This is a genomic window from Thermodesulforhabdaceae bacterium (assembly GCA_037482015.1).
In the GTDB taxonomy this organism is placed as follows: domain Bacteria; phylum Desulfobacterota; class Syntrophobacteria; order Syntrophobacterales; family Thermodesulforhabdaceae; genus JAOACS01.
This window is the reverse complement of the sequence record JBBFKT010000001.1, coordinates 875,453-893,627: the sequence shown is the minus strand read 5'-3', so window position 1 is coordinate 893,627 and position 18,175 is coordinate 875,453. Positions and strand designations below refer to the sequence as shown.

Annotated in this window: 19 protein-coding genes; 7 read left to right on the top strand and 12 right to left on the bottom strand. The window is 43.1% G+C overall.

The genetic code is table 11. From position 1 onward, the window contains the following. Positions 1 to 1,872, bottom strand: coding sequence for an anaerobic carbon-monoxide dehydrogenase catalytic subunit (gene cooS / locus WHS38_04125; GenBank protein ID MEJ5300156.1), 1,872 nt, complete (start codon positions 1,870 to 1,872; stop codon positions 1 to 3). Positions 1,873 to 2,188: 316 nt separating this feature from the next. Here cooS and WHS38_04120 point away from each other — a divergent pair, with 316 nt between their 5' ends. Continuing rightward, on the top strand, positions 2,189 to 2,566 hold the full coding sequence (locus WHS38_04120) for a hypothetical protein (protein ID MEJ5300155.1): 378 nt from the start codon (positions 2,189 to 2,191) through the stop codon (positions 2,564 to 2,566). An 83-nt stretch (positions 2,567 to 2,649) separates the two neighbouring features. On the opposite strand, the gene WHS38_04115 is transcribed toward WHS38_04120, so the two are convergent. Further along, complete coding sequence (locus WHS38_04115) at positions 2,650 to 3,744, bottom strand: radical SAM protein (GenBank protein ID MEJ5300154.1); 1,095 nt, start codon at positions 3,742 to 3,744, stop codon at positions 2,650 to 2,652. A 258-nt stretch (positions 3,745 to 4,002) separates the two neighbouring features. Between WHS38_04115 and WHS38_04110 the strand changes: the two genes are divergently transcribed. Continuing rightward, entirely contained in the window at positions 4,003 to 5,130 is a 1,128-nt protein-coding gene (locus tag WHS38_04110; protein MEJ5300153.1) for a class II fructose-bisphosphate aldolase, read from the top strand. A gap of 71 nt (positions 5,131 to 5,201) precedes the next feature. Here WHS38_04110 and WHS38_04105 read toward each other — a convergent pair whose 3' ends face one another. The 10 genes from WHS38_04105 to asnS form a co-directional block, all read right to left on the bottom strand. Continuing rightward, positions 5,202 to 5,486 carry a zinc ribbon domain-containing protein gene (locus WHS38_04105; GenBank protein MEJ5300152.1) on the bottom strand — a complete coding sequence of 95 codons (285 nt, stop codon included), beginning with the start codon at positions 5,484 to 5,486 and terminating at the stop codon, positions 5,202 to 5,204. A 251-nt stretch (positions 5,487 to 5,737) separates the two neighbouring features. After that, positions 5,738 to 6,217, bottom strand: a complete 480-nt coding sequence (locus WHS38_04100) for a hypothetical protein (protein ID MEJ5300151.1) — start codon at positions 6,215 to 6,217, stop codon at positions 5,738 to 5,740. A gap of 54 nt (positions 6,218 to 6,271) precedes the next feature. After that, the gene (locus WHS38_04095) at positions 6,272 to 6,817 is read right to left on the bottom strand and encodes a hypothetical protein (GenBank protein ID MEJ5300150.1); all 546 of its coding nucleotides are present in this window, start codon (positions 6,815 to 6,817) and stop codon (positions 6,272 to 6,274) included. An 85-nt stretch (positions 6,818 to 6,902) separates the two neighbouring features. Further along, on the bottom strand, positions 6,903 to 8,885 hold the full coding sequence (locus tag WHS38_04090; protein ID MEJ5300149.1) for a penicillin-binding protein activator: 1,983 nt from the start codon (positions 8,883 to 8,885) through the stop codon (positions 6,903 to 6,905). 41 nt (positions 8,886 to 8,926) lie between these two features. Continuing rightward, the gene (locus tag WHS38_04085; GenBank protein ID MEJ5300148.1) at positions 8,927 to 9,598 is read right to left on the bottom strand and encodes a hypothetical protein; all 672 of its coding nucleotides are present in this window, start codon (positions 9,596 to 9,598) and stop codon (positions 8,927 to 8,929) included. After that, positions 9,588 to 9,887 (bottom strand): hypothetical protein, encoded by a 300-nt coding sequence (locus tag WHS38_04080; protein MEJ5300147.1) that lies wholly within the window; start codon positions 9,885 to 9,887, stop codon positions 9,588 to 9,590. The genes WHS38_04085 and WHS38_04080 overlap by 11 nt, the downstream gene beginning before the upstream one ends. Beyond that, complete coding sequence (locus WHS38_04075) at positions 9,874 to 10,872, bottom strand: metallophosphoesterase (GenBank protein MEJ5300146.1); 999 nt, start codon at positions 10,870 to 10,872, stop codon at positions 9,874 to 9,876. Before WHS38_04075 ends, WHS38_04080 begins: the two co-directional genes overlap by 14 nt. A 6-nt stretch (positions 10,873 to 10,878) precedes the next feature. Beyond that, entirely contained in the window at positions 10,879 to 11,742 is an 864-nt protein-coding gene (locus WHS38_04070; GenBank protein MEJ5300145.1) for a DUF3786 domain-containing protein, read from the bottom strand. A gap of 32 nt (positions 11,743 to 11,774) precedes the next feature. Then, positions 11,775 to 12,221, bottom strand: coding sequence for a hypothetical protein (locus WHS38_04065; protein ID MEJ5300144.1), 447 nt, complete (start codon positions 12,219 to 12,221; stop codon positions 11,775 to 11,777). A gap of 87 nt (positions 12,222 to 12,308) precedes the next feature. Then, positions 12,309 to 13,685: an asparagine--tRNA ligase gene (gene asnS, locus WHS38_04060; GenBank protein ID MEJ5300143.1), complete on the bottom strand. Its 1,377-nt coding sequence runs from the start codon at positions 13,683 to 13,685 to the stop codon at positions 12,309 to 12,311. Between the two features lie 165 nt (positions 13,686 to 13,850). On the opposite strand from asnS, the gene WHS38_04055 reads away from it, so the two are divergent. Genes WHS38_04055 through WHS38_04035 form a run of 5 tightly spaced genes read left to right on the top strand, consistent with a single transcriptional unit; the run spans position 13,851 to position 18,161 of the window. After that, the gene (locus tag WHS38_04055; protein ID MEJ5300142.1) at positions 13,851 to 14,393 is read left to right on the top strand and encodes a hypothetical protein; all 543 of its coding nucleotides are present in this window, start codon (positions 13,851 to 13,853) and stop codon (positions 14,391 to 14,393) included. Positions 14,394 to 14,428: 35 nt separating this feature from the next. Then, the gene (locus WHS38_04050) at positions 14,429 to 15,610 is read left to right on the top strand and encodes a DUF1343 domain-containing protein (protein MEJ5300141.1); all 1,182 of its coding nucleotides are present in this window, start codon (positions 14,429 to 14,431) and stop codon (positions 15,608 to 15,610) included. A 23-nt stretch (positions 15,611 to 15,633) separates the two neighbouring features. After that, a complete protein-coding gene (gene dtd / locus WHS38_04045; protein MEJ5300140.1) occupies positions 15,634 to 16,083 on the top strand; it encodes a D-aminoacyl-tRNA deacylase in 450 nt (149 codons plus the stop codon). A 20-nt stretch (positions 16,084 to 16,103) separates the two neighbouring features. Beyond that, positions 16,104 to 16,589, top strand: a complete 486-nt coding sequence (locus WHS38_04040) for a hypothetical protein (protein ID MEJ5300139.1) — start codon at positions 16,104 to 16,106, stop codon at positions 16,587 to 16,589. 9 nt (positions 16,590 to 16,598) lie between these two features. Then, a complete protein-coding gene (locus WHS38_04035) occupies positions 16,599 to 18,161 on the top strand; it encodes a DUF4301 family protein (GenBank protein ID MEJ5300138.1) in 1,563 nt (520 codons plus the stop codon). Positions 18,162 to 18,175: the final 14 nt, after the last annotated feature.

Genomic DNA, 18,175 nt, shown 5'->3' with positions numbered 1-18,175 from the left:
CTAAGCCGAAAGTCCCAGAGCTACCCGTTTTGCCGCAATGTGATCTATAATCAAGCGAGCAGCCTTCTGAGGATCTGGTTCCACGGCAAATTTTGCTCCTACCACCTTTTCAAGGTCTTCGGTCAGAAGTTTTGCGATGTTACGGCTTCCAAGCACAGGCGGTGTTACACCCAGGACTGTGAAGATACCAGATGCTACGGCATAACAGGCTATAGAAACCGCTTTTTCGGAATACCACTCAGGGGCTGCAGCAGCAAGAGGTAGAGCGGACATATCGGCACCGATATGATTTGCTAAAGCCGCCGCAAGGACAAGAATCCGCACGTTATCAACACAGCTTCCCACATGAAGAACAGGAGGAATGGAGAGCGCTTCGCAGATTTTTCTAAGACCGTTGCCGGCGAGACGGGCTGCTTCGAGCTGTTTAAGACCGGCTTTACCATGAGCCACAGCCGCACAGCCCGTATCTACAACAAGAATGTCATTTTTAATAAGCTCTTTCGTCAGAGTCACATGACCATAGTCGTGTTTAATCTTGGGATTATTGCATCCAACTACACCGACAGCCCCTTTTATGGCTCCAGATTTAATTGCGTCAACCAGAGGATCCAGAGAGCCACCAAGTGCATCCAGTAGCGATTCCACGCTAAAGCCGCTAAAGATTTTAACAGGCTTTACGGGGATGAAGACTTTTTCGGGGATGCGATTTTTGAAATTTTCAACAGCTTCTTTGATAATTTCTCGAGCTAGCTCTCGAGCGTTTTCAGGATGAAACTCTTTATGTGTCATTCCGGGGAATTTTGCTTTATCGGAAGTGGAAATCAGCTTGGTGTGATAGCAGGTAGCAACAGTTCCGAGTGATGGCATAATGCATTGATAGTCAACGATCACCATTTCCACAGCTCCGGTGGCTATGGTGAGTTCGGTCATAAGGTGGTTACCGGCCATGGGAATGCCACGACGCATCAGGAGTTCGTTCCCCGTGCAGCATAGCCCTGCAAGGTTGATCCCTGCGGCACCGACTTCTCTGGCAAGAGCAATCAGATCGGGATCCTGCGACGCCTGAGCGATCATTTCGGAAACAAGAGGATTATGTCCATGAAGAATGATATTGACTTGATCTTCTTTAAGCACTCCAAGGTTGACTTCGGACGGGACGGGTTTTGGCACACCGAAAAGGATGTCGGAAACTTCGGTAGCGATCATAGACCCACCCCAGCCGTCAGCAAGAGCAGTTCTAAGGCCGTGAAGTAGCAGACTTATCCAGTCATTATCCACTCCCATGTGAGTGCGGTGCATCATTTCGACAACTTCCCGGTCGATGCCTCGTGGGGTAATGCCAAGTTTTGCCCAGAGTTCACGTCGGTCTTTGGGGGCTCTGGCAACAAAAGACACTTCTCGCTTTTTAGTGCCAAAGTCTTCTTCAAGGGCTTCGGCTAGCTTCAAAGCTATTTCGTTAACGCTCATTCCATCGGCATTTATGCCAAGTTCTACGGCAACCTTTTTTAACTTTTCCTCGCTGGAGATTCTGTATCCTGGGGCTTTATTTTCTGCTACGCTACGGAGCACCTCAACGAGGTCTCTTCCGTGATCGGAATGGGATGCTGATCCTGAGGCAATCATCCGTCCAAGGTTTCTTGCGACTATAATGTCGGCATCGGCTCCACAAACACCCTTTTGGGGTCCTTCGCCGAAGGGATCTATACGGCAAGGACCCATGACACAGTTTCGGCAGCTTAATCCCAGTTCGCAAAAGCCGCACTGGGGAAGCTGAGCCTGGTAACGATCCCATACGGTTTCCACACCGTCTGCCGCCGCTTTCTTTATCATAAGGCGGCCATCTTCGGTAATTGTTGGGACGTCGTGATGCATTGGTGTCCTCCTTCATGGAGTCTTTAATGCGGGTAATGGCTAATAAAACTCTGGTTTCAAAGATCCTTCAAGGATGCTAAACGAGATATTTTTCACGCTCAAATCTAACCGCCTACGGTCTATAATGTCAACTTTTCTTGAGATCATTCCAGGATTATCTTCTATTCGGAATATTTGCCGTTCTTCCTTTATAGTTGTTTGTATGACTAACGTTTGCTATGTTTCATGCAAGGAGGTTGTATTATTTATGGAAGATAGCCTTATGATGAAAGATTGAAGGGATTTAGCCTGGCATAAGACAACTTAAGGAGGCTATATGCCGGTCACACTGCCATTAGATATTTACGAGGTGTTTGAGAAGATTTTCGGAAAGGAAGATGCCAAAACAGTAATAAAGTCTCTCGAGTCAGTAATAGGCAATGAAATAACAAACAAGTGGCATCAGACAAAGGAAGAACTGAAAACCGAACTGCTCAGGGAAGTGCCTACAAAGTTAGAACTTGAGAACGTGAAGATTCAGTTAACAGGCGAGATAGAAAAAGTCAAAATTGAACTCCTTGGCAAGATAGAAACGGAGATAACCCGATTAGACCGTAAGTTCACCATAATGTTCGTGATATTGTTTTTCACGATAATCTTCTTAAACCAGAATGCCCTGGAGTTTTTGGCAAAGGCTATAGGGCTGGTAAAGTAAATAGAACTGAACAGGGCAAAAAGCCGAAAATGAGGGAATTTTCCAGATACTTAACCGGCTTTAACCAGAGTGGGCTACCATCCTTACCGTAGCAGGTGTATATTCCCAAGCCTTACATTTTTTAGTCCTGTCCTGATTGCCACTTCTTTGCATCTAAGAGCTGTCTCTCTTCTCGTTACGGGAAGATCGTGGAAGTAGAACTGAGGATAAAAAGCAAGAAGAGCATAGGGAATATCTGGATTAAGATCGGCTATAAACCTGGCGATATTCTCTACTTCTTCTTCGGTCACATAACCTGGCACAAGAAGAGTGCTTGCCACAAGTGGAGGAGGCTCAGGTCTTTCTTTTATTCTTTCTGCAAGTCTTGCAAAGTTTTTCAATGTGGTTTTATTTGACTGACCAGTAAGAACCTTATGGAGATTTTCATCCCAGACTTTTAAATCGAACTTAATGCAGCCTCCGGATTCAAGCACAAGGTCAAAAGCTTCGTCCAACAGTTTTTCATTCATAGAACCGTTGGTTTCAAAGCATATTCTTAGTATTTTCCCCTTTCTTTTTTCCAGCGCAAACTTTGAAAAAGCTATAGAAAAAGGCATTTGAGAACTTGGATCGCCGCCAAAGAAGCAGATGCAGGACGTAGCTTCATCCAGCAAAAAACCCATATCTTCAGGAGCAAAAAGCCTACCGTAATGAAGTTCCTCCTTAAAGTGCCAATTCTGACAAAAAAGACAGTTGAAAGAACAAGTGTGAAAAAATATCGCCAGATTTTTATAGCCGTATTCCGGGCCTCTTTTGTAAGCGTATTTAGGATATCCACTGCCTGTGCCACCAGGGCAAACCCAGTCTGCAACGCAGTTTGTAGGAAGAGGGTCGTGATAAAAAGATAGCTTTCCAAGTTCGAATTCAGGAGAAAGTTTTCCTCCGATGTTCTTCCTGAGACCACAATATCCCAGCTCTCCTTCGCCAATAACACAGGCATTAAGACAGACTTTGCAGGCAACACCTCCCAGGGTTTTAGGGGGAACTGCTAGCAGTCGAAACTTCTTCCTTGAACTTTTATGAACCTCGGCCGCAACCGCTAAGGCATCCTCGGGTTTTTGTCTTATGCAGTATGCACAGAGGCTTAATTCTGAAGATATTTCCGGATGTGTTTTATTACAAAATCTACATGTCCCCATAAAACAACCCTCAATACCTATGAAGTTTTATGGTAAAAAATCTCCAAATGGATTTTTTGGAGTTCTTTCTATTCGACATACTTAACTTAACAAATACCAAAACAAAGGCTAAAAAAATTCCTAATCTGACACATAATATATGGCGTAAGATGAGCCTAAAGACTTTTAGAAATTACTGATTCTTGTTAAAGTAAAGACCGAACGGGATAGCGAATACGATTGTCCATCTGGGAAGACTTTAACGAAGGAGGTTTAACCATGAAAAAAGATGTTCGTCCAGACAATGTCAAAAAGCGTTTTCCTTCCTGCTCTGTTCCACTTGTAAACGGAAAAGCTCTTATTCAAGCAGCAAGGAAAAATAAAACCATGATTATGGCAGCAAATATTCGATGTCGTCTTCCCGTTGAAGGTCTTGTGCGAGCATCCATGGCAACAAAAGCTCCGGTTATGTATGAAATAGCAAAGTCGGAACTGGGTTATACAGATTTCACACCTGCATCTTTTGTGGAATTCATCATTCGAGAAAATGAGAGGCTGGGAAACACCGACGTGCCTTTCGCCATTCATGGAGATCATATCACGGTGAAAAACCCGGGCGAGAAAGAAGGGGTAAGAGCGCTCATCCGGGAAGAAATGGAAGCAGGTTTCACATCTTTTGCTATCGATGCATCTCACATGGAAAATGAACTCAACCTTGAAGCGACTTCTGAACTCGCCAAACCAATAGTGGAAGCTGGTTTTTGTCTTGAAGTGGAACTTGGAGAAATTGGAGCCAAGAGCGGCAGCGCTGAAGGATTCACTAAGCCTGACGAAGCCGAATGGTTCATCAGGGAACTGGTCAAAAGAGGCATTCATCCAGATTTGCTTGCAATCAACAATGGATCAATCCACGGAACCTATTTTGGCACGGCAAAAGAAGGTATCCAGCTTGATTTAACGCTTGAGATTTGGAAGGCTATTCAACCCTGGTCTGTGGATATTGCTCAACACGGTATTACTGGCACTTCCTTGGAAAAAATCTCTTCTTTTATAAATTATGGTATTCGTAAGGGCAATGTAGGCACATTCTGGCAAAATATTTCCTTTGGATTTGCCATGAACGAAAACGGAAACGCTATAACCACCGAAGATAAGGGCTATATAAAAAGACCCTATCGTGGCATTCCCGACGAACTATGGGAAGAAATCTGGGCATGGGCAAAAGAAACAGGAAATGTCGGTGGAAACATTAAAAAAGCTAACAAAGTATTTGTAGCTAAACTAAACGCCATTGGTAGAGAATACAAGGAACGGATAACCTGGCAGGTTTACGAAGAGGCTATCAAACTATTTGAAGCCACTAGATCAATTGGTCTTGCAGACGAAGTATGGTCTATGCTTAGCTGATAAACAAAAAGGGGCAGCGCGCAATTTAAAAAAGCTGCCCCAATTTGCCTTCAAAAAATCTTTTTCAACACTTAATCCCCACAGGATGAACAACTTTTAGACGAAGAGGAGCTTTCTCCCGACGAAGAAGTCGACGAATCTTTCTCTTTAGATTTGGATGGCGAATAACCCTGGGATTTATGAGCATAATCTGTCACATACCATCCAGTTCCTTTTAGATGAAACGTGCTGAGAGAGATAAGCTTTCTGAGCGATCCCCCACAGGAAGGGCAAGTTGTAAGGGGTGCATCGGAAAACTTCTGCATTACCTCAGTGATCTTACCGCAACTTGTGCATTCGTATTCGTAAATGGGCATCTTCACGCTTGATTGCTCAAACTACGCATTTTGCATAGTTTGAGGCTGGGGTATTTATCATCCGCCCTTCCGGGCTTTCCCAATGCCCCAGCAGGCGGAATTTTGGGAAAGCCACAAATCATAGAGGTGACCTACGCCACCTCTTTTCCTAATTATGTTATTTTTAATATAGAGAAACAAAATAGCGTTTTTATAATAAAGCAACCAGCCATTTTTTGCAAGGCTACCATATTTCTCAAACACATCACAGTTTACAAAATATTAAATTGTCTCAAGACCTTTGCCAGACGGTCGTCGGTTTTGGCAAGTTCAAGGAGGACATTAATAAGATCTTTGGATTTGTCTTCTTTCCTGAGTTCAGCCAGAGCCTCTTCTTTAGCCTTCTTTATAATAGTTCTTCTGTCCCAGTATGCAAATCCTATAACGGTTACAACAATAGCCGTAAATACCGCCGTCAACCGATCAAGTTGTCTGTTGAGATCTTCGAAACGTCTATTTATTTCTTCAAAACGCTTGTCGATCTCCGCAAAACGCTGTTCAAAGCGTTTCTCAAGATCTTCAATTCTTTGCAAAACGGCTTTCTGATTTTCTTCGAGTTTTGTTTCGACCTTCGTGAGTCGTTCAATTATCTCCCTGTCGCTTATCCTTTCTGCTTGTTCTATCGCAAAACCGGGACAGACAAAAAAGGCCATCGATACAAGCAAAATAAGGAAGAAAATTACTTTCTTCATCAATACCTCCCATGAAAAACTGACGCTTAAACCAGGCCAGATATTTTCAAAGTTCTACAAGATGTTGAACTGCCTCAAAACCTTTGCCAGACGGTCGTCAGTCTTGGCAAGTTCAAGGAGGACATTAATAAGATCTTTAGATTTGTCTTTTTTCCTGAGTTCAGCTAGAGCCTCTTCTTTGGCCTTTTTTATAATAGTTCTTCTGTCCCAGTATGCAAATCCTATAACGGCTACAACAATAGCCGTAAATACCGCTGTCAATCGATCAAGTTGTTTGTTAAGATCTTCAAAACGTTGATCAATACGCCTGTTGATCTCTTCAAAACGTTTATCTATCTCCGCAAAACGTTGATCGAAGCGTTTATTCATCTCTTCAAAACGTTTGTCGATTTCTTCAAACCGCTGTTCAAAACGCTTTTCGAGATCATCAATTCTTTGCAAAACTGCTTTCTGGTTTTCTTCAAGTTTTGTTTCGACTTTCGTGAGTCGTTCAATTATTTCTCTGTCGCTTATCCTTTGTGCCTGCTCTATCGCAAAAGCCGATGAAACAACAAAAATAGCAAAGAAAGTTGTTATCAGACAAAAAAACACTTTCTTCATTTTTTAAATCCCTCCCATCAAGCCATAACCGCTCCGTGTAAAGCCGTCAATAAATCTGGGAGTCTATTTCTGAAGCAAACCTCAATTATTCTGATACCTTAACAGGTTCCGATCCCTTTACGGTTATCACTTTGTAAGATCTATCAACAACTCCGTAAGGATCTATTTTTCTAACTCCTGTAATGCTTCCGGAAGGTGCAAACCCCTGTTGAACTGCTAGCATGAGCCCTGCTCTGGTTTTTTCAGCACGATGTCTTATCTGCAAAATAATTGTAACAGCATCGTATCCCGCTGCTTCTAAAAATTGGGGTAAAGATTTATACATCGCCTGAAACCTGGACTTAAAAGCCGAAAAAACTTCACTGGTTTCCTGGTTAAAATAGGGCGTCACATAGTAGGCTCCATCAAGATACCCTCCCGAAAGACTTGAAAACTTGGGATTATCCCACAAATGGGAACCTATAAAAGTAACCCCTACCAAATTAGCTTGCACCAGTTGAGGCACAATAAGTGAGACGGTCTTCAAGTCATCGGGAAGAAACAAAGCCTGAAAGGGAGGGGTATCAAGAACAGTCTTTCCTTCTTTCTTTTCCCCGTAAAGCTTATCAATAAAGTTTTTGAAATTAGTCGTTCCCGGAGAGTATGATGCCTGAGCAACTACCTGTCCACCTCTTGCCTGAACAGCTTGTAAGAAAGCATCCCTGGTCTGCCGACCAAAACTTTCATCGGGATAAAAAATACCGAAGGTTTTGTAGCCAAGAGTTCCTACAGCATAATCGGCAATTCGATCAACTACAGATCGGACATCGGGAAGGAATTTAACAACAAATGATCCTCCTCCTGTTGAATCACCAGGAACAAGAGCAAAGGTAAGAGCAGGTAAAGGTTGTCCTGTGCTTTCTAATGCCTCCACTCCCTGACGGCTCATAGGACCAACTACGGCAATAACTTTGTCTTCGTTGACGAGTTTTTCAAAACCTTTCAGAGTTGATTGAGCTTCGGGAGGTGTATCCTGCACGATCAATTCAACCGGATCATCAGGGTGTTGTTCGTTCCACAGCGCCACAGCAAGCGATGCCCCTCTCATGACCTGATACCCATACCCACTGGCGCTACCACTAAGAGGCACCATAAGCCCTATTCTTCTGGGATCACCCGGTTCACCCACAATAACGTTTAACGGTTCGCTGGGACGAACCGGCTGTTGAGTTGCAACAGTTGGAGCCATACCAGAAATTTTTTGAAAAGCAGAAGCAAGGTAATGTCCCGCTCCTGCACTTTCGACCGTCGCTCTCAGAAGTTCTTTGCCTTCTGCCACACGGCCAGTATCCATAAGTTGCTTTCCAAGACTAGCCTGAGCAAAAAGCCTTAAATCCGGTGATGAGTTCTTATCAGCTAATATCGATCTAAGTTGCCTTTCATCAAGCGATTTGCTCATAAAAACCATAGCATCAGCCGCTTCGTCAGGAACTCTCATACTGGGCTGCTGCAAAGCCGCATTAAGATAATTCACAGCTTTCCTTATGTTTCCGTCCTGACTTATTGCAATGCCAAGAACAAAGTTCCTTTTCCCAACGTCAGATACTTTTTTACCAGCATCAATTGCTTCCCGGACTCTTCGTTCCATTAGAAAAGCTTTTGTAAGGCTATAGTAAGCCTCTCCCACTCCATTCCATTGTGGGTAATTGTTTACGAGATAGAGATAATAAACAGCGGCATCGTGCCATCTTCCCTGCTGTAACATAATCTGTCCCAGGCGATCCAAAGCAACTGGAGCCACAGTGCTTCCTGGATAAGATGTGGCAATTCTGTAGTAAAGATTTGCCGCTTCAGCGACGTTCCCTTCCTTTTCCAGTCGCTCAGCCTGACTCATCATGTTAGCAGTTTCATCAATAAACTGCTTAGGAGGAACCATTCCAGGTCTGGGATAGGAAGGATAATACCGCTGTTCCCCACCGTAATAACCAGAATCCATCGTTGCAGCACATGAAAGGCAAAGCAAAGCCGAAATAATTACACCAAACCAGCGAATTCCAAGCCCTACGGTAATTCTACGCTTCTCATTCATTAGACAAGCCCCCAACTACAGTTAACAATTTGCACCAAAACCTAAAAAATCTGTTGAATCCTCACGCTGCCGCTTCCATCATCTACAACTAACCTATAAATACGGTCTGCGTAATCTCGAAATAGATCTATATCATGGTGGCTTATTACCAGCACCTGATAAGACAATTTTTCGGCTATGCGGTGAATGATTCTCATAAACCGAGGAACAAGATCCGGTCTCAGCCAACAATCCTGTTCATCCAGAACAACGAACCTTCTATGATGTTTTTCATCAAGTTGTGACAAAGCTATTAGGCGAAGCCCCACGGATAGAATATTACAGACTGAACCACCCTGGCCTCGAAGAATATCTTCCCTATGCCCGTCTCGCTCAACATAAAACTGGATCCAGATTTTACCGTGTTTTACATCTACATCAGATTTAACTTTCAAATCTTGCCCTAGCACATCTTGCAAAGCGTAGGATAGATTTTCTTCAACATCCCTTAACCTTTCTACAAATACCTTGAGCGAAAGCTTCTCAAGACGGTCTGCGATGTATGGTTGAAGTTCAAGAAAACCGTTTATTTCCTGAAGTTCCTGCTCCAGATCAGCACATTTTCGGCGATAATTCTCTAAATCGCTCTTAAGAATATTAAATCGCTGGCGAACTTCTTCAGCAGCTTGAAAAATTTCATCCTGTTCGTTTAGAGTTGCATTTCTAACGTCCACTTTCGTTCCCGCCTTCAAGTTCTTTTAGCTTTTCCTTGATCTCTTCAATATGTTCCCGGTAAAGCTTTACCTTTTCTTCGTTCTCACGCCTCCATTTTTCAAGGAGATCTCGCAATTGATTCAAATCACTGGTTCCGTAAGTAGCCTCGGCTTTTGCCTTTAGTTCCTTCAATTGCTCCTCGCGACTTTTTAGATGAGTCGCCGTTTCAATTCGTTTTTTATCAAGTTTTGCATATTCAGCTTTAAGCGCTTCAAGTTCTTTTAAGATTTCATCATCACTTCGATTCATTGCTTACCGCCTCCTGATAAAGCTCCCAGATTTCTTTGTCCACAGGATCTGCCATATTCAGATTAACCTCTAAAAATTGTCTCAACCCGATGCCCTCGGCGGTTCTTCTTAGAGCTAGATTTTCGAGCCCACGGATAAATCTTGATTCTCCATCAACCGTTTCTATGTAAAATTCTCCTGGTTCAGGAAAGGGATAAAAGACTTCTTCGAAAGGTTTGTGTGGCACATCAATAGTTTCAAAATAGGGCTGTTCACCATTGTATAAAAGTGCAGTAATTGAAGGTTTTACATCTTTAATTGAAGCGCTCCTTATAATTCTTACAAGACTTCCGGGGTTAAGCCACAGAGTTTTACCCTTTTGAACTGGCGGGCGAGGTTTATGAAGATGGCCGTTCACAACCACATCGACACCGGGAATTTCTCGAAGATCAAAGCCCTTTATTCTAGGTTGAGGGCCGGGCGTGTCTTCAATAATTTCATCGAACAGAAGGTTATGATGACTGATCCACACAACCAAATCACACTTCCTTCGATCATCTTCGGAAACTTCGGCAGGAAGGGGAGTCCAGTCAGGGGAAGCTCCTAAAAGTATTGAACGTCCACAAACGGATACAACATCCACAGGACCGTCATCTTTAATGAGCCTGATAACTCCGGCTTCTTCCAGCACGGCAATGGAAACATCTGGAGTAAAGCGAGCCTCATGTTTGTCGTGGTTTCCCAACAAGACCCAGGGAATAAGTGGTTTGAAAAGGCGGATCAATTCCACGAGCAGGTAATTCGGGTTATTTCTTGGAACATGAAAAAGATCGCCCAAAATTACAGGCATAAGATTGTGTTGCCGTGCATAGTTCATAGCAAAAGATAGCTTTTCAATGACGGTTTCCGGATAATTATCCCGTCTGTAACCAGGCGCAAAAGATGCCACATGGGGATCACCAACAAAAAGGATTCCTTGATAATCCTTTGCTTTCCATGCCGCCATCAATTGTTAAGCCCCTTCACTCTTGGCAACACTAATGATTCGATCAGTAAGTTTTTGACAGGCAAACCATAAACTTTCAAGATCGATAATCTCAAGCACATTTTTATCAAAGAGAAACTTCACCCGGGCTTCAAATCCGTCCTCAGGTTGAGCGTCCCAGAAAAGAATGCGTATAGAAAGTTCAGGGAAAATGTCGAACTGCAAGCACAGATCGGCACTTTCTTCTTTAACGATTTTTGCTCCCAAGTCTTTAACTCGCCCGGTAAATTCTTCCATTCTGCCGCTGATTAGTTCTCCAAGAGGCTTTTCGCAGTAAATTCGAACATTTCTTGCCTTAGATACCGATCCCGGAATACTTTCCAGTCCCACCCATTCTCCTGAAGGTTTTCCGTGTTTACGAATTAAATAGTTAAGACAGAAGATCTTCTCCCACGGATCCAGCGTAATTTCGGAGTCCATGACGCTAATATCATGTTCGGTAACCCAAAGCTTGAAGCTAAGGAAAGGAAGGATAAGCCCTTTTTCTCCCCCACGGTTTTCTACAGGCAAGTCACAGCGTCGAGAGCAATCATCAAGGCCGATCTTTCTTAGTTCTTCAAAAAGATAATCCAGAGCGATTTGAAAATCTTCCTTTTTCAGGCCAAAGCCTTCTCCGAGCTGTGAAGCCACCTTTGCTCGAACATTTTCTCGAACCTGTGGATCTAAATGAGGACACTCATCAACCGGAATTTCTCCTTTTACGACCTGAGTAGCAAAAGCAAGGCAGGAAGCCAGTCCACAGTCGCCGCAGTTCGTTCGCGGCGTCAATTGATACAAGGTTAGCGGGACAAGATGTTCCTTTGATGACAAGGCTTTTGGCTGAACAGCCATAATTTCTCTAACCTTTCATTTGTCAACTAAAGCTAGGCTCTAAGAGCCTTCAAATATCCTTGAGCCTTCAATTCATTAACACGGTTAATTCGACGTTTTTTAAAAGTTTCAAAATATAGTCGAAGGTCTTGCCGCTTAAGATCTTCGAGCTCCTTTGCAAGATGCGCATTCTCTTCTATATCGGTAGGGGTCAACCCATACCATGAACAGTAATCTTCAAAGAAAACAAATTCTGGAGATACCTGATCATCCCTATAAACAATGCCTTTCTTTTTAAGATAAAATCGCGCTACGTCCATATCATACTGGATGATCCAACCAACATCCCGAATCATTGAAGAAGGATCCCACTCAGTCATATGGCTGCAGGCGGGACAGTAAATACTGACCACTGTTTCCTCAGGAAGAATGTCGTCACGGTAGAACAAATACGCCACGCCTAACCCGCACTGACACATAATTTTTTGATGAGTGCACATTTTTAGAACCTCCATGAAAATAATTAAAATCTGTAATTTTAAACTAACACACCTTTTGGAACTTGATAGTCCAAAAAGTGAGAAAAGCTAAAAAAGAGCATGCCCGGGAGTTCTAGGAAACGGGATGGTTTCTCTAATGTTTTGAATACCTGTGAGAAACTGAATAAACCGTTCCAATCCCAGACCAAAACCAGCATGGTGAGCAGATCCGTAACGGCGAAGATCAAGATACCACTCGTAACCTTCGATTTGCATTCCCTTAAGACGCATTTGTTCAATTAACACATCAAGGCGTTCCTCTCGTTGAGATCCACCTACAATTTCTCCTACGGCTGGAACCAGAATATCCATGGCTGCAACGGTTTCGCCATCCTCGTTTACACGCATGTAAAAAGGCTTAAGAGATCTTGGATAGTCAATCACCACCAAAGGGCCATTAACCAACACTTCAGTAAGAAATCGTTCATGCTCGGATTGCAGATCATCACCCCAGGAAGGCACCACTTCTAGTTCTTTACTGTGCTGAGAAAGCATCTTTATCGCTTCTGTATAGGAAATAATCTCAAATCCCTTCTTAAGCACGTTATTCAACCGATCCATCAGGTGCTCGTCTATAAAACGCTGGAAAAAGGCAAGCTCCTCTTCACATTCTACAAACATAGCCTCAATCATGACAGTGATAAATTCTTTGGCAAGAGCTATGTCATCATTAAGGTCGTAAAAGGCTGCTTCCGGTTCAACCATCCAGAATTCGGCAAGATGCCTTCTGGTATTGGAATTCTCGGCTCTGAAGGTAGGTCCAAAGGTATAAACCTTGCCGAGAGCGAGAGCGTAAATTTCTGCCTGAAGTTGTCCACTTACCGTGAGATAGGTTGGACGTCCAAAGAATTCTTCTTCACCATCTTTACTTGCGGTTACTCTAAAGACTTCTCCCGCCCCTTCACAATCGCTGGTTGTAATAATAGGAGTGTGAATATAGTAAAACCCACGTTTTTTGAAGAAATCGTGAATTGCGTAACTCAGAGCACTCCGCAAACGCATTACCGCAGATATGGTATTCGTGCGAGGGCGAAGATGAGCAATTTGTCTTAAAAACTCAAAGGAATGGCGCTTCTTCTGAAGCGGGTAGGTCGATGGATCCGCTTCGCCGTAAATTTCCACTCGAGAAGCAACGAATTCTATTTCCTGTCCCTTAGCCGGCGACGGTGTAACTACTCCTTCCACCATGATGGATGATCCAGTATGAAGCCGGGAAAAAAGTTCAGAAGACTTAGGATCACCAAATTTAGCATGATCTAGAATAATTTGCAGATTTCTTACCGATGAACCATCGTTTATTTCAACAAAGCTTACTCCAGCTTTGGAATCACGGCGAGTCCGCACCCAACCGAAAATTTGCATATTTTGTCCAACAATTTCCTTTCCTTTACGTAGAATCTCACAAATAGAAAGTCTCCTTTCCATATCTCTAGCGCCCCTTTCCGGTTCAACATTGTTAAATCATTGCTAATTCTAACCTTTCGCAGATTTCACTGCTAGCACATTTTTTCTAATTCGTGTTTGAGTTAACTTTATCTATTATGTTTTAATAATTAGATGAGGTTAATTGAAAGAAAGGAGATTAACTCAGTGAACTCAAAGGCAAAACCTCTAGCGGTAGGACACATCAAGGAAACGTCGCTTCTTAAACGTATTCCTGATGCTGTAGCGGCAAGGATTCTCACCGAATATGTAAAAAAGAAGACGGGAAGAACTCCGGAGGTAATGAATACATTCTCCGGCGTTATACTCCAGAGCGAGCAGGGAAAAATATTTTTTCGAGATGGTGAAGTTGAATTTGACCCGAGCCCTTTTCATGTCAAAAAAGTCAAATCATGGCCTGATGAGATAAGATCAATTATAAGGTTTTACGCAAGTAAAATTTATGTTGCTGAAGTTCGCAAAGTGTTACACGAGCAGTTCAACGTGGTTAAAGAACAGGAGATTGAAAACGGAGGATTTATCTTTGAGATTTCCTCTCAGCCAGACAACAAAGGGGACATCTTGAGACTTATTGTTACTCCAAAGGGGCGAATAGCTATTTTCCCTATTGAAGACAAAACAGAATCTCTTGAAAGCTGGGCTCAGGAGATAATAAAAGCTCTCGAAGCAAAGGGACTAATAGACTTTTAAACTGAAAACATCCAACTTAATTTAAGGTTTCTAAAATGCCCAAGACCATTCTTGGATGTGAAAAACTCATCACTAATCCACCATCGTGGCTTTATTCGGCTAGATGTGGGCTCCTATGTCACCAGGCATCGGTTACATCAAGGCTACATTCAGTGCCAGAAGAACTAATGAGTATAGGGGCTCGCATAGTCTGTCTTTTTTCTCCCCAGCATGGATTCTTTTCTGAAAAACAGGCAAACATGAAAGAATCAAACCACAGTGTTCACCCTTACCTTGGCATACCGGTTTATAGTCTATACGGGGAACATCGCTCACCAACAGACGAGATGCTCGAAAAAATAGACATTCTCCTGGTTGACCTTCAGGACGTAGGGTGCCGGGTTTACACTTACTACATAACCATGGGATTTTTTCTAGAAAAGCTCTCGGGAACGGATAAAAAAGCCATAATCCTTGACAGACCCAATCCCATCGACGGTGAATCAGTAGAAGGAAATATCGTTGAACCGTCATTTCGATCATTTGTAGGACGGTATTCCCTACCTATGCGTCACGGATTAACCATGGGAGAGCTTGCCAGATGGATCGCTTCGGAAAAAAAGCTCGATCTGGATCTTTCCGTCATCTCCATAGATTCGTGGAATAGACGAACTGAATTTCCATCTACGGGTCTTCTCTGGATATTTCCATCACCGAATATGCCATCATGGGAAACGGCTTTTCTCTATCCTGCCACGGTCTTACTGGAGGGAACCAACGTCAGTGAAGGACGAGGCACCACTCTACCCTTTGCCATTGTCGGCGCTCCTTTCATTGATCCCTACAAATTTATAACTTGCTGGGGCAAAGAACGCATCGAAAAACATGGCGTCTTCTTAAGGCCGATATTCTTTGAACCGGTGTATGACAAATGGAGCGGAAAGCTTTGCGGAGGATTCCAGATACACATTGTAAATAAAGACTTATGGAAGCCTTACAGGTTTGGTTTAGAACTTTTGCAAATGCTCATGAAATCCTATCCTGAAGAATTTCGCTGGCTGGATCCTCCTTACGAATACGAATGGAATAAGCTTCCAATAGACATCCTCATCGGAAGCCAAAGTATTCGTCAGAGCCTGGAGAAGGGAACAGCCGTTGAAGAACTCGAAGCAAAGTGGCAAAAGGAACTTGAAGAATACTGTAGAGTCCGAGAAAATGTGTTCCTGTATGGCAATTGAGATAAAAACTGCGGAGAGAGATCATGAGAGCCGTTGTGCAGCGAGTTAAGAAAGCTCGAGTTGAAGTAAAGGGAGAAGTTGTGGGAGCTATCGGAGAGGGACTTCTTGTTTTCCTTGGAGTAGGTAAAAGCGACGGTGACGAAGACCTTTCATATATCGTCGATAAACTTTTACACCTTCGTATTTTTGAAGATGATCAGGGCAAAATGAATCGATCAGTGCTAGACATAGAAGGCGGAATTCTTGTTGTATCTCAATTCACTCTTTTCGGAGACTGCCGCAAAGGCAGACGCCCTTCCTTCGCTGATGCCGCCCCACCAGAACAAGCCGAAATTCTTTACGAGGAATGCGTAAAGCGGCTGAGGGCTTTAGGTATCAACGTTGCAACAGGTAAATTCAGAGAAATGATGGATGTGTTTATACTGAACGATGGACCTGTGACCATCTTACTTGACAGTAAAAAGCTGTTTTAGGACCAGCGTGAGGGCAAAGGATGGAAGACAAGCAACCACTTATGGAACATTCAGGTATATGGGTAGATGAGGAAGGAAACTGGTTCTATTATGGAAATCCGATCATAAGAGAAGACATAATACAACTTTTCTACGAACATATTCAAACCATTCCTGGAAATGGATACGTTATTGAATGGCAGGGAAAACTTAATCCTATAGATGTTGATGATACTCCTTTCGTTATTACTCGCGTAGATTGGGACGAAGACGAACAGAGAATCAAAACTCTGTGGATAACTTTAAAACATCTACCTGAAAGAGAAATTCTCAACCCATCAACTCTCTTTATAGGCAAAAACAACGTGCTCTATTGCAAAATCCGTAACGGCCTTTTCATAGCTAGATTCTCACGACCAGCCTATTACCAGATAGCCCAACTCATAGAAGAAGAAAACGGTAGTTTTGTTATAAGGATTGGCGGTAAAACACATTTCATCAAAGACTCAACAGATCAGGTGTACTAAGGAAGATCAATGAAAGGATGGGAACTGAGCAAAGAAGATCTTATCTACCTTGCCGATCACGGAATAGATCCTGAGATTTTTAATCGCTACAGATCGCTCTTCGAAGCTGGAAAATATCCACCTGACCTTGTAAGACCATGCACTTTGGGCGATGGTATCGAATTTCTGGGTTCTGAAGATCAGGAAGCTTATATCGAACTTTACGAAAGCGAAGCCCTAAAGGGACGATGTAGCAAATTCGTTCCAGCATCCGGGGCTGCAACGAGAATGTTCCAATCCCTGTGCCTTATTTTTCAGCACGACTCCATTAATACTCTAAAAGATCTTGCTTCAAAGGCAGCCACAAAACCGGAACTTAAGGACACTCTTAAATTTTTTCAACACATTAGCAAATTCCCCTTCTTCCCGGAACTGCAAAGTTGGTGTAAATCTCACGGGCTATCAGTGGAAGAAATACTAGAAAAGGGCCCTTTGAAGTTAATCACTCGAGGCATACTAAGACACCACGACGGGCTCGGATTGGGGACGTTACCAAAAGCTCTCCTTCCCTTTCACCGTTACGGCGAAGAAGTTTTAACAGCGTTTGACGAACACATTCTTGAAGCCGCAGGTTATGTGACGGACGAAAACGGTATCTGCCAAATACACTTCACGGTTCCGGAAGAACATCTTACACGCTTTGAAAAACGTGCAGAAACTATTTCTAAAAGACTCGCTGCTCAGGGAGTGCATCTTAATATTTCATTCTCAATCCAACATCCATCAACTCACACTCCAGCGGTGAATCAAAAGGGAGAACTCGTTCGAAGACATGACGGGAAGATTCTTTTAAGACCTGGGGGCCATGGCGCTTTACTCAAAAACTTACAAGAGTTTGGCGGAGATATTGTTTTCATAAAAAACGTCGATAATGTCCCGGAAGATCACATAAAGCCCTTAGTAGTGCGATGGAAAAAAATCCTGGGCGGCATGCTCATTGCTGTGGAGCGAGATTTTAACCAGGCTCTTGATCAACTAGAAAAAGACCCTGATGGCGTTGCTAAGGCGGAAGCCGTTTGGGCAAAATGGAAACAAGTTCTTCCGCCAAACTACGACAATCTGAACAATACCGAAAAAAAACGTCTGTTCAGCTTTTTGCTTGATAGACCCAAGCGAGTTTGCGGGATGGTGCAAAATGTGGGGCAACCCGGTGGAGGACCTTTCTGGGTGAAAGATCCAAAAGGGTGGATATGTAGACAAATCATAGAAAAGCCACAGATCGATTCAAATAATCCTCAACAAGTAGCAATCTGGAATGCTTCTACCCATTTTAATCCAGTAGATGTAGTGTGTGCTTTAAAAAATAGCCACGGAAAACCTTATCAACTCTTTCAATTTGTTGATCAAACCTCATACATAATCACGGAAAAATCTCACCACGGAATATTAACAAAGGTTCTGGAACATCCCGGGTTGTGGAATGGGTCTATGGCCTGGTGGATAACCGTTTTTGTTGAAGTTCCAAGAGAAACATTCTACCCGGTGAAACAGATAACCGATCTACTTGAAAAAGAAAGCTTAAAAGAAAAATAGATTTAGATGTCACA

Bases quoted from the DNA above. Each gene is read 5' to 3' on its own strand.
- cooS (MEJ5300156.1), bottom strand. From the start codon at position 1,872: ATGCATCACGACGTCCCAACAATTACCGAAGATGGCCGCCTTATGATA.
- WHS38_04120 (MEJ5300155.1), top strand. From the start codon at position 2,189: ATGCCGGTCACACTGCCATTAGATATTTACGAGGTGTTTGAGAAGATT.
- WHS38_04115 (MEJ5300154.1), bottom strand. From the start codon at position 3,744: ATGGGGACATGTAGATTTTGTAATAAAACACATCCGGAAATATCTTCA.
- WHS38_04110 (MEJ5300153.1), top strand. From the start codon at position 4,003: ATGAAAAAAGATGTTCGTCCAGACAATGTCAAAAAGCGTTTTCCTTCC.
- WHS38_04105 (MEJ5300152.1), bottom strand. From the start codon at position 5,486: ATGCCCATTTACGAATACGAATGCACAAGTTGCGGTAAGATCACTGAG.
- WHS38_04100 (MEJ5300151.1), bottom strand. From the start codon at position 6,217: ATGAAGAAAGTAATTTTCTTCCTTATTTTGCTTGTATCGATGGCCTTT.
- WHS38_04095 (MEJ5300150.1), bottom strand. From the start codon at position 6,817: ATGAAGAAAGTGTTTTTTTGTCTGATAACAACTTTCTTTGCTATTTTT.
- WHS38_04090 (MEJ5300149.1), bottom strand. From the start codon at position 8,885: ATGAATGAGAAGCGTAGAATTACCGTAGGGCTTGGAATTCGCTGGTTT.
- WHS38_04080 (MEJ5300147.1), bottom strand. From the start codon at position 9,887: ATGAATCGAAGTGATGATGAAATCTTAAAAGAACTTGAAGCGCTTAAA.
- WHS38_04075 (MEJ5300146.1), bottom strand. From the start codon at position 10,872: ATGGCGGCATGGAAAGCAAAGGATTATCAAGGAATCCTTTTTGTTGGT.
- WHS38_04070 (MEJ5300145.1), bottom strand. From the start codon at position 11,742: ATGGCTGTTCAGCCAAAAGCCTTGTCATCAAAGGAACATCTTGTCCCG.
- WHS38_04065 (MEJ5300144.1), bottom strand. From the start codon at position 12,221: ATGTGCACTCATCAAAAAATTATGTGTCAGTGCGGGTTAGGCGTGGCG.
- asnS (MEJ5300143.1), bottom strand. From the start codon at position 13,685: ATGGAAAGGAGACTTTCTATTTGTGAGATTCTACGTAAAGGAAAGGAA.
- WHS38_04050 (MEJ5300141.1), top strand. From the start codon at position 14,429: ATGCCCAAGACCATTCTTGGATGTGAAAAACTCATCACTAATCCACCA.
- dtd (MEJ5300140.1), top strand. From the start codon at position 15,634: ATGAGAGCCGTTGTGCAGCGAGTTAAGAAAGCTCGAGTTGAAGTAAAG.
- WHS38_04040 (MEJ5300139.1), top strand. From the start codon at position 16,104: ATGGAAGACAAGCAACCACTTATGGAACATTCAGGTATATGGGTAGAT.
- WHS38_04035 (MEJ5300138.1), top strand. From the start codon at position 16,599: ATGAAAGGATGGGAACTGAGCAAAGAAGATCTTATCTACCTTGCCGAT.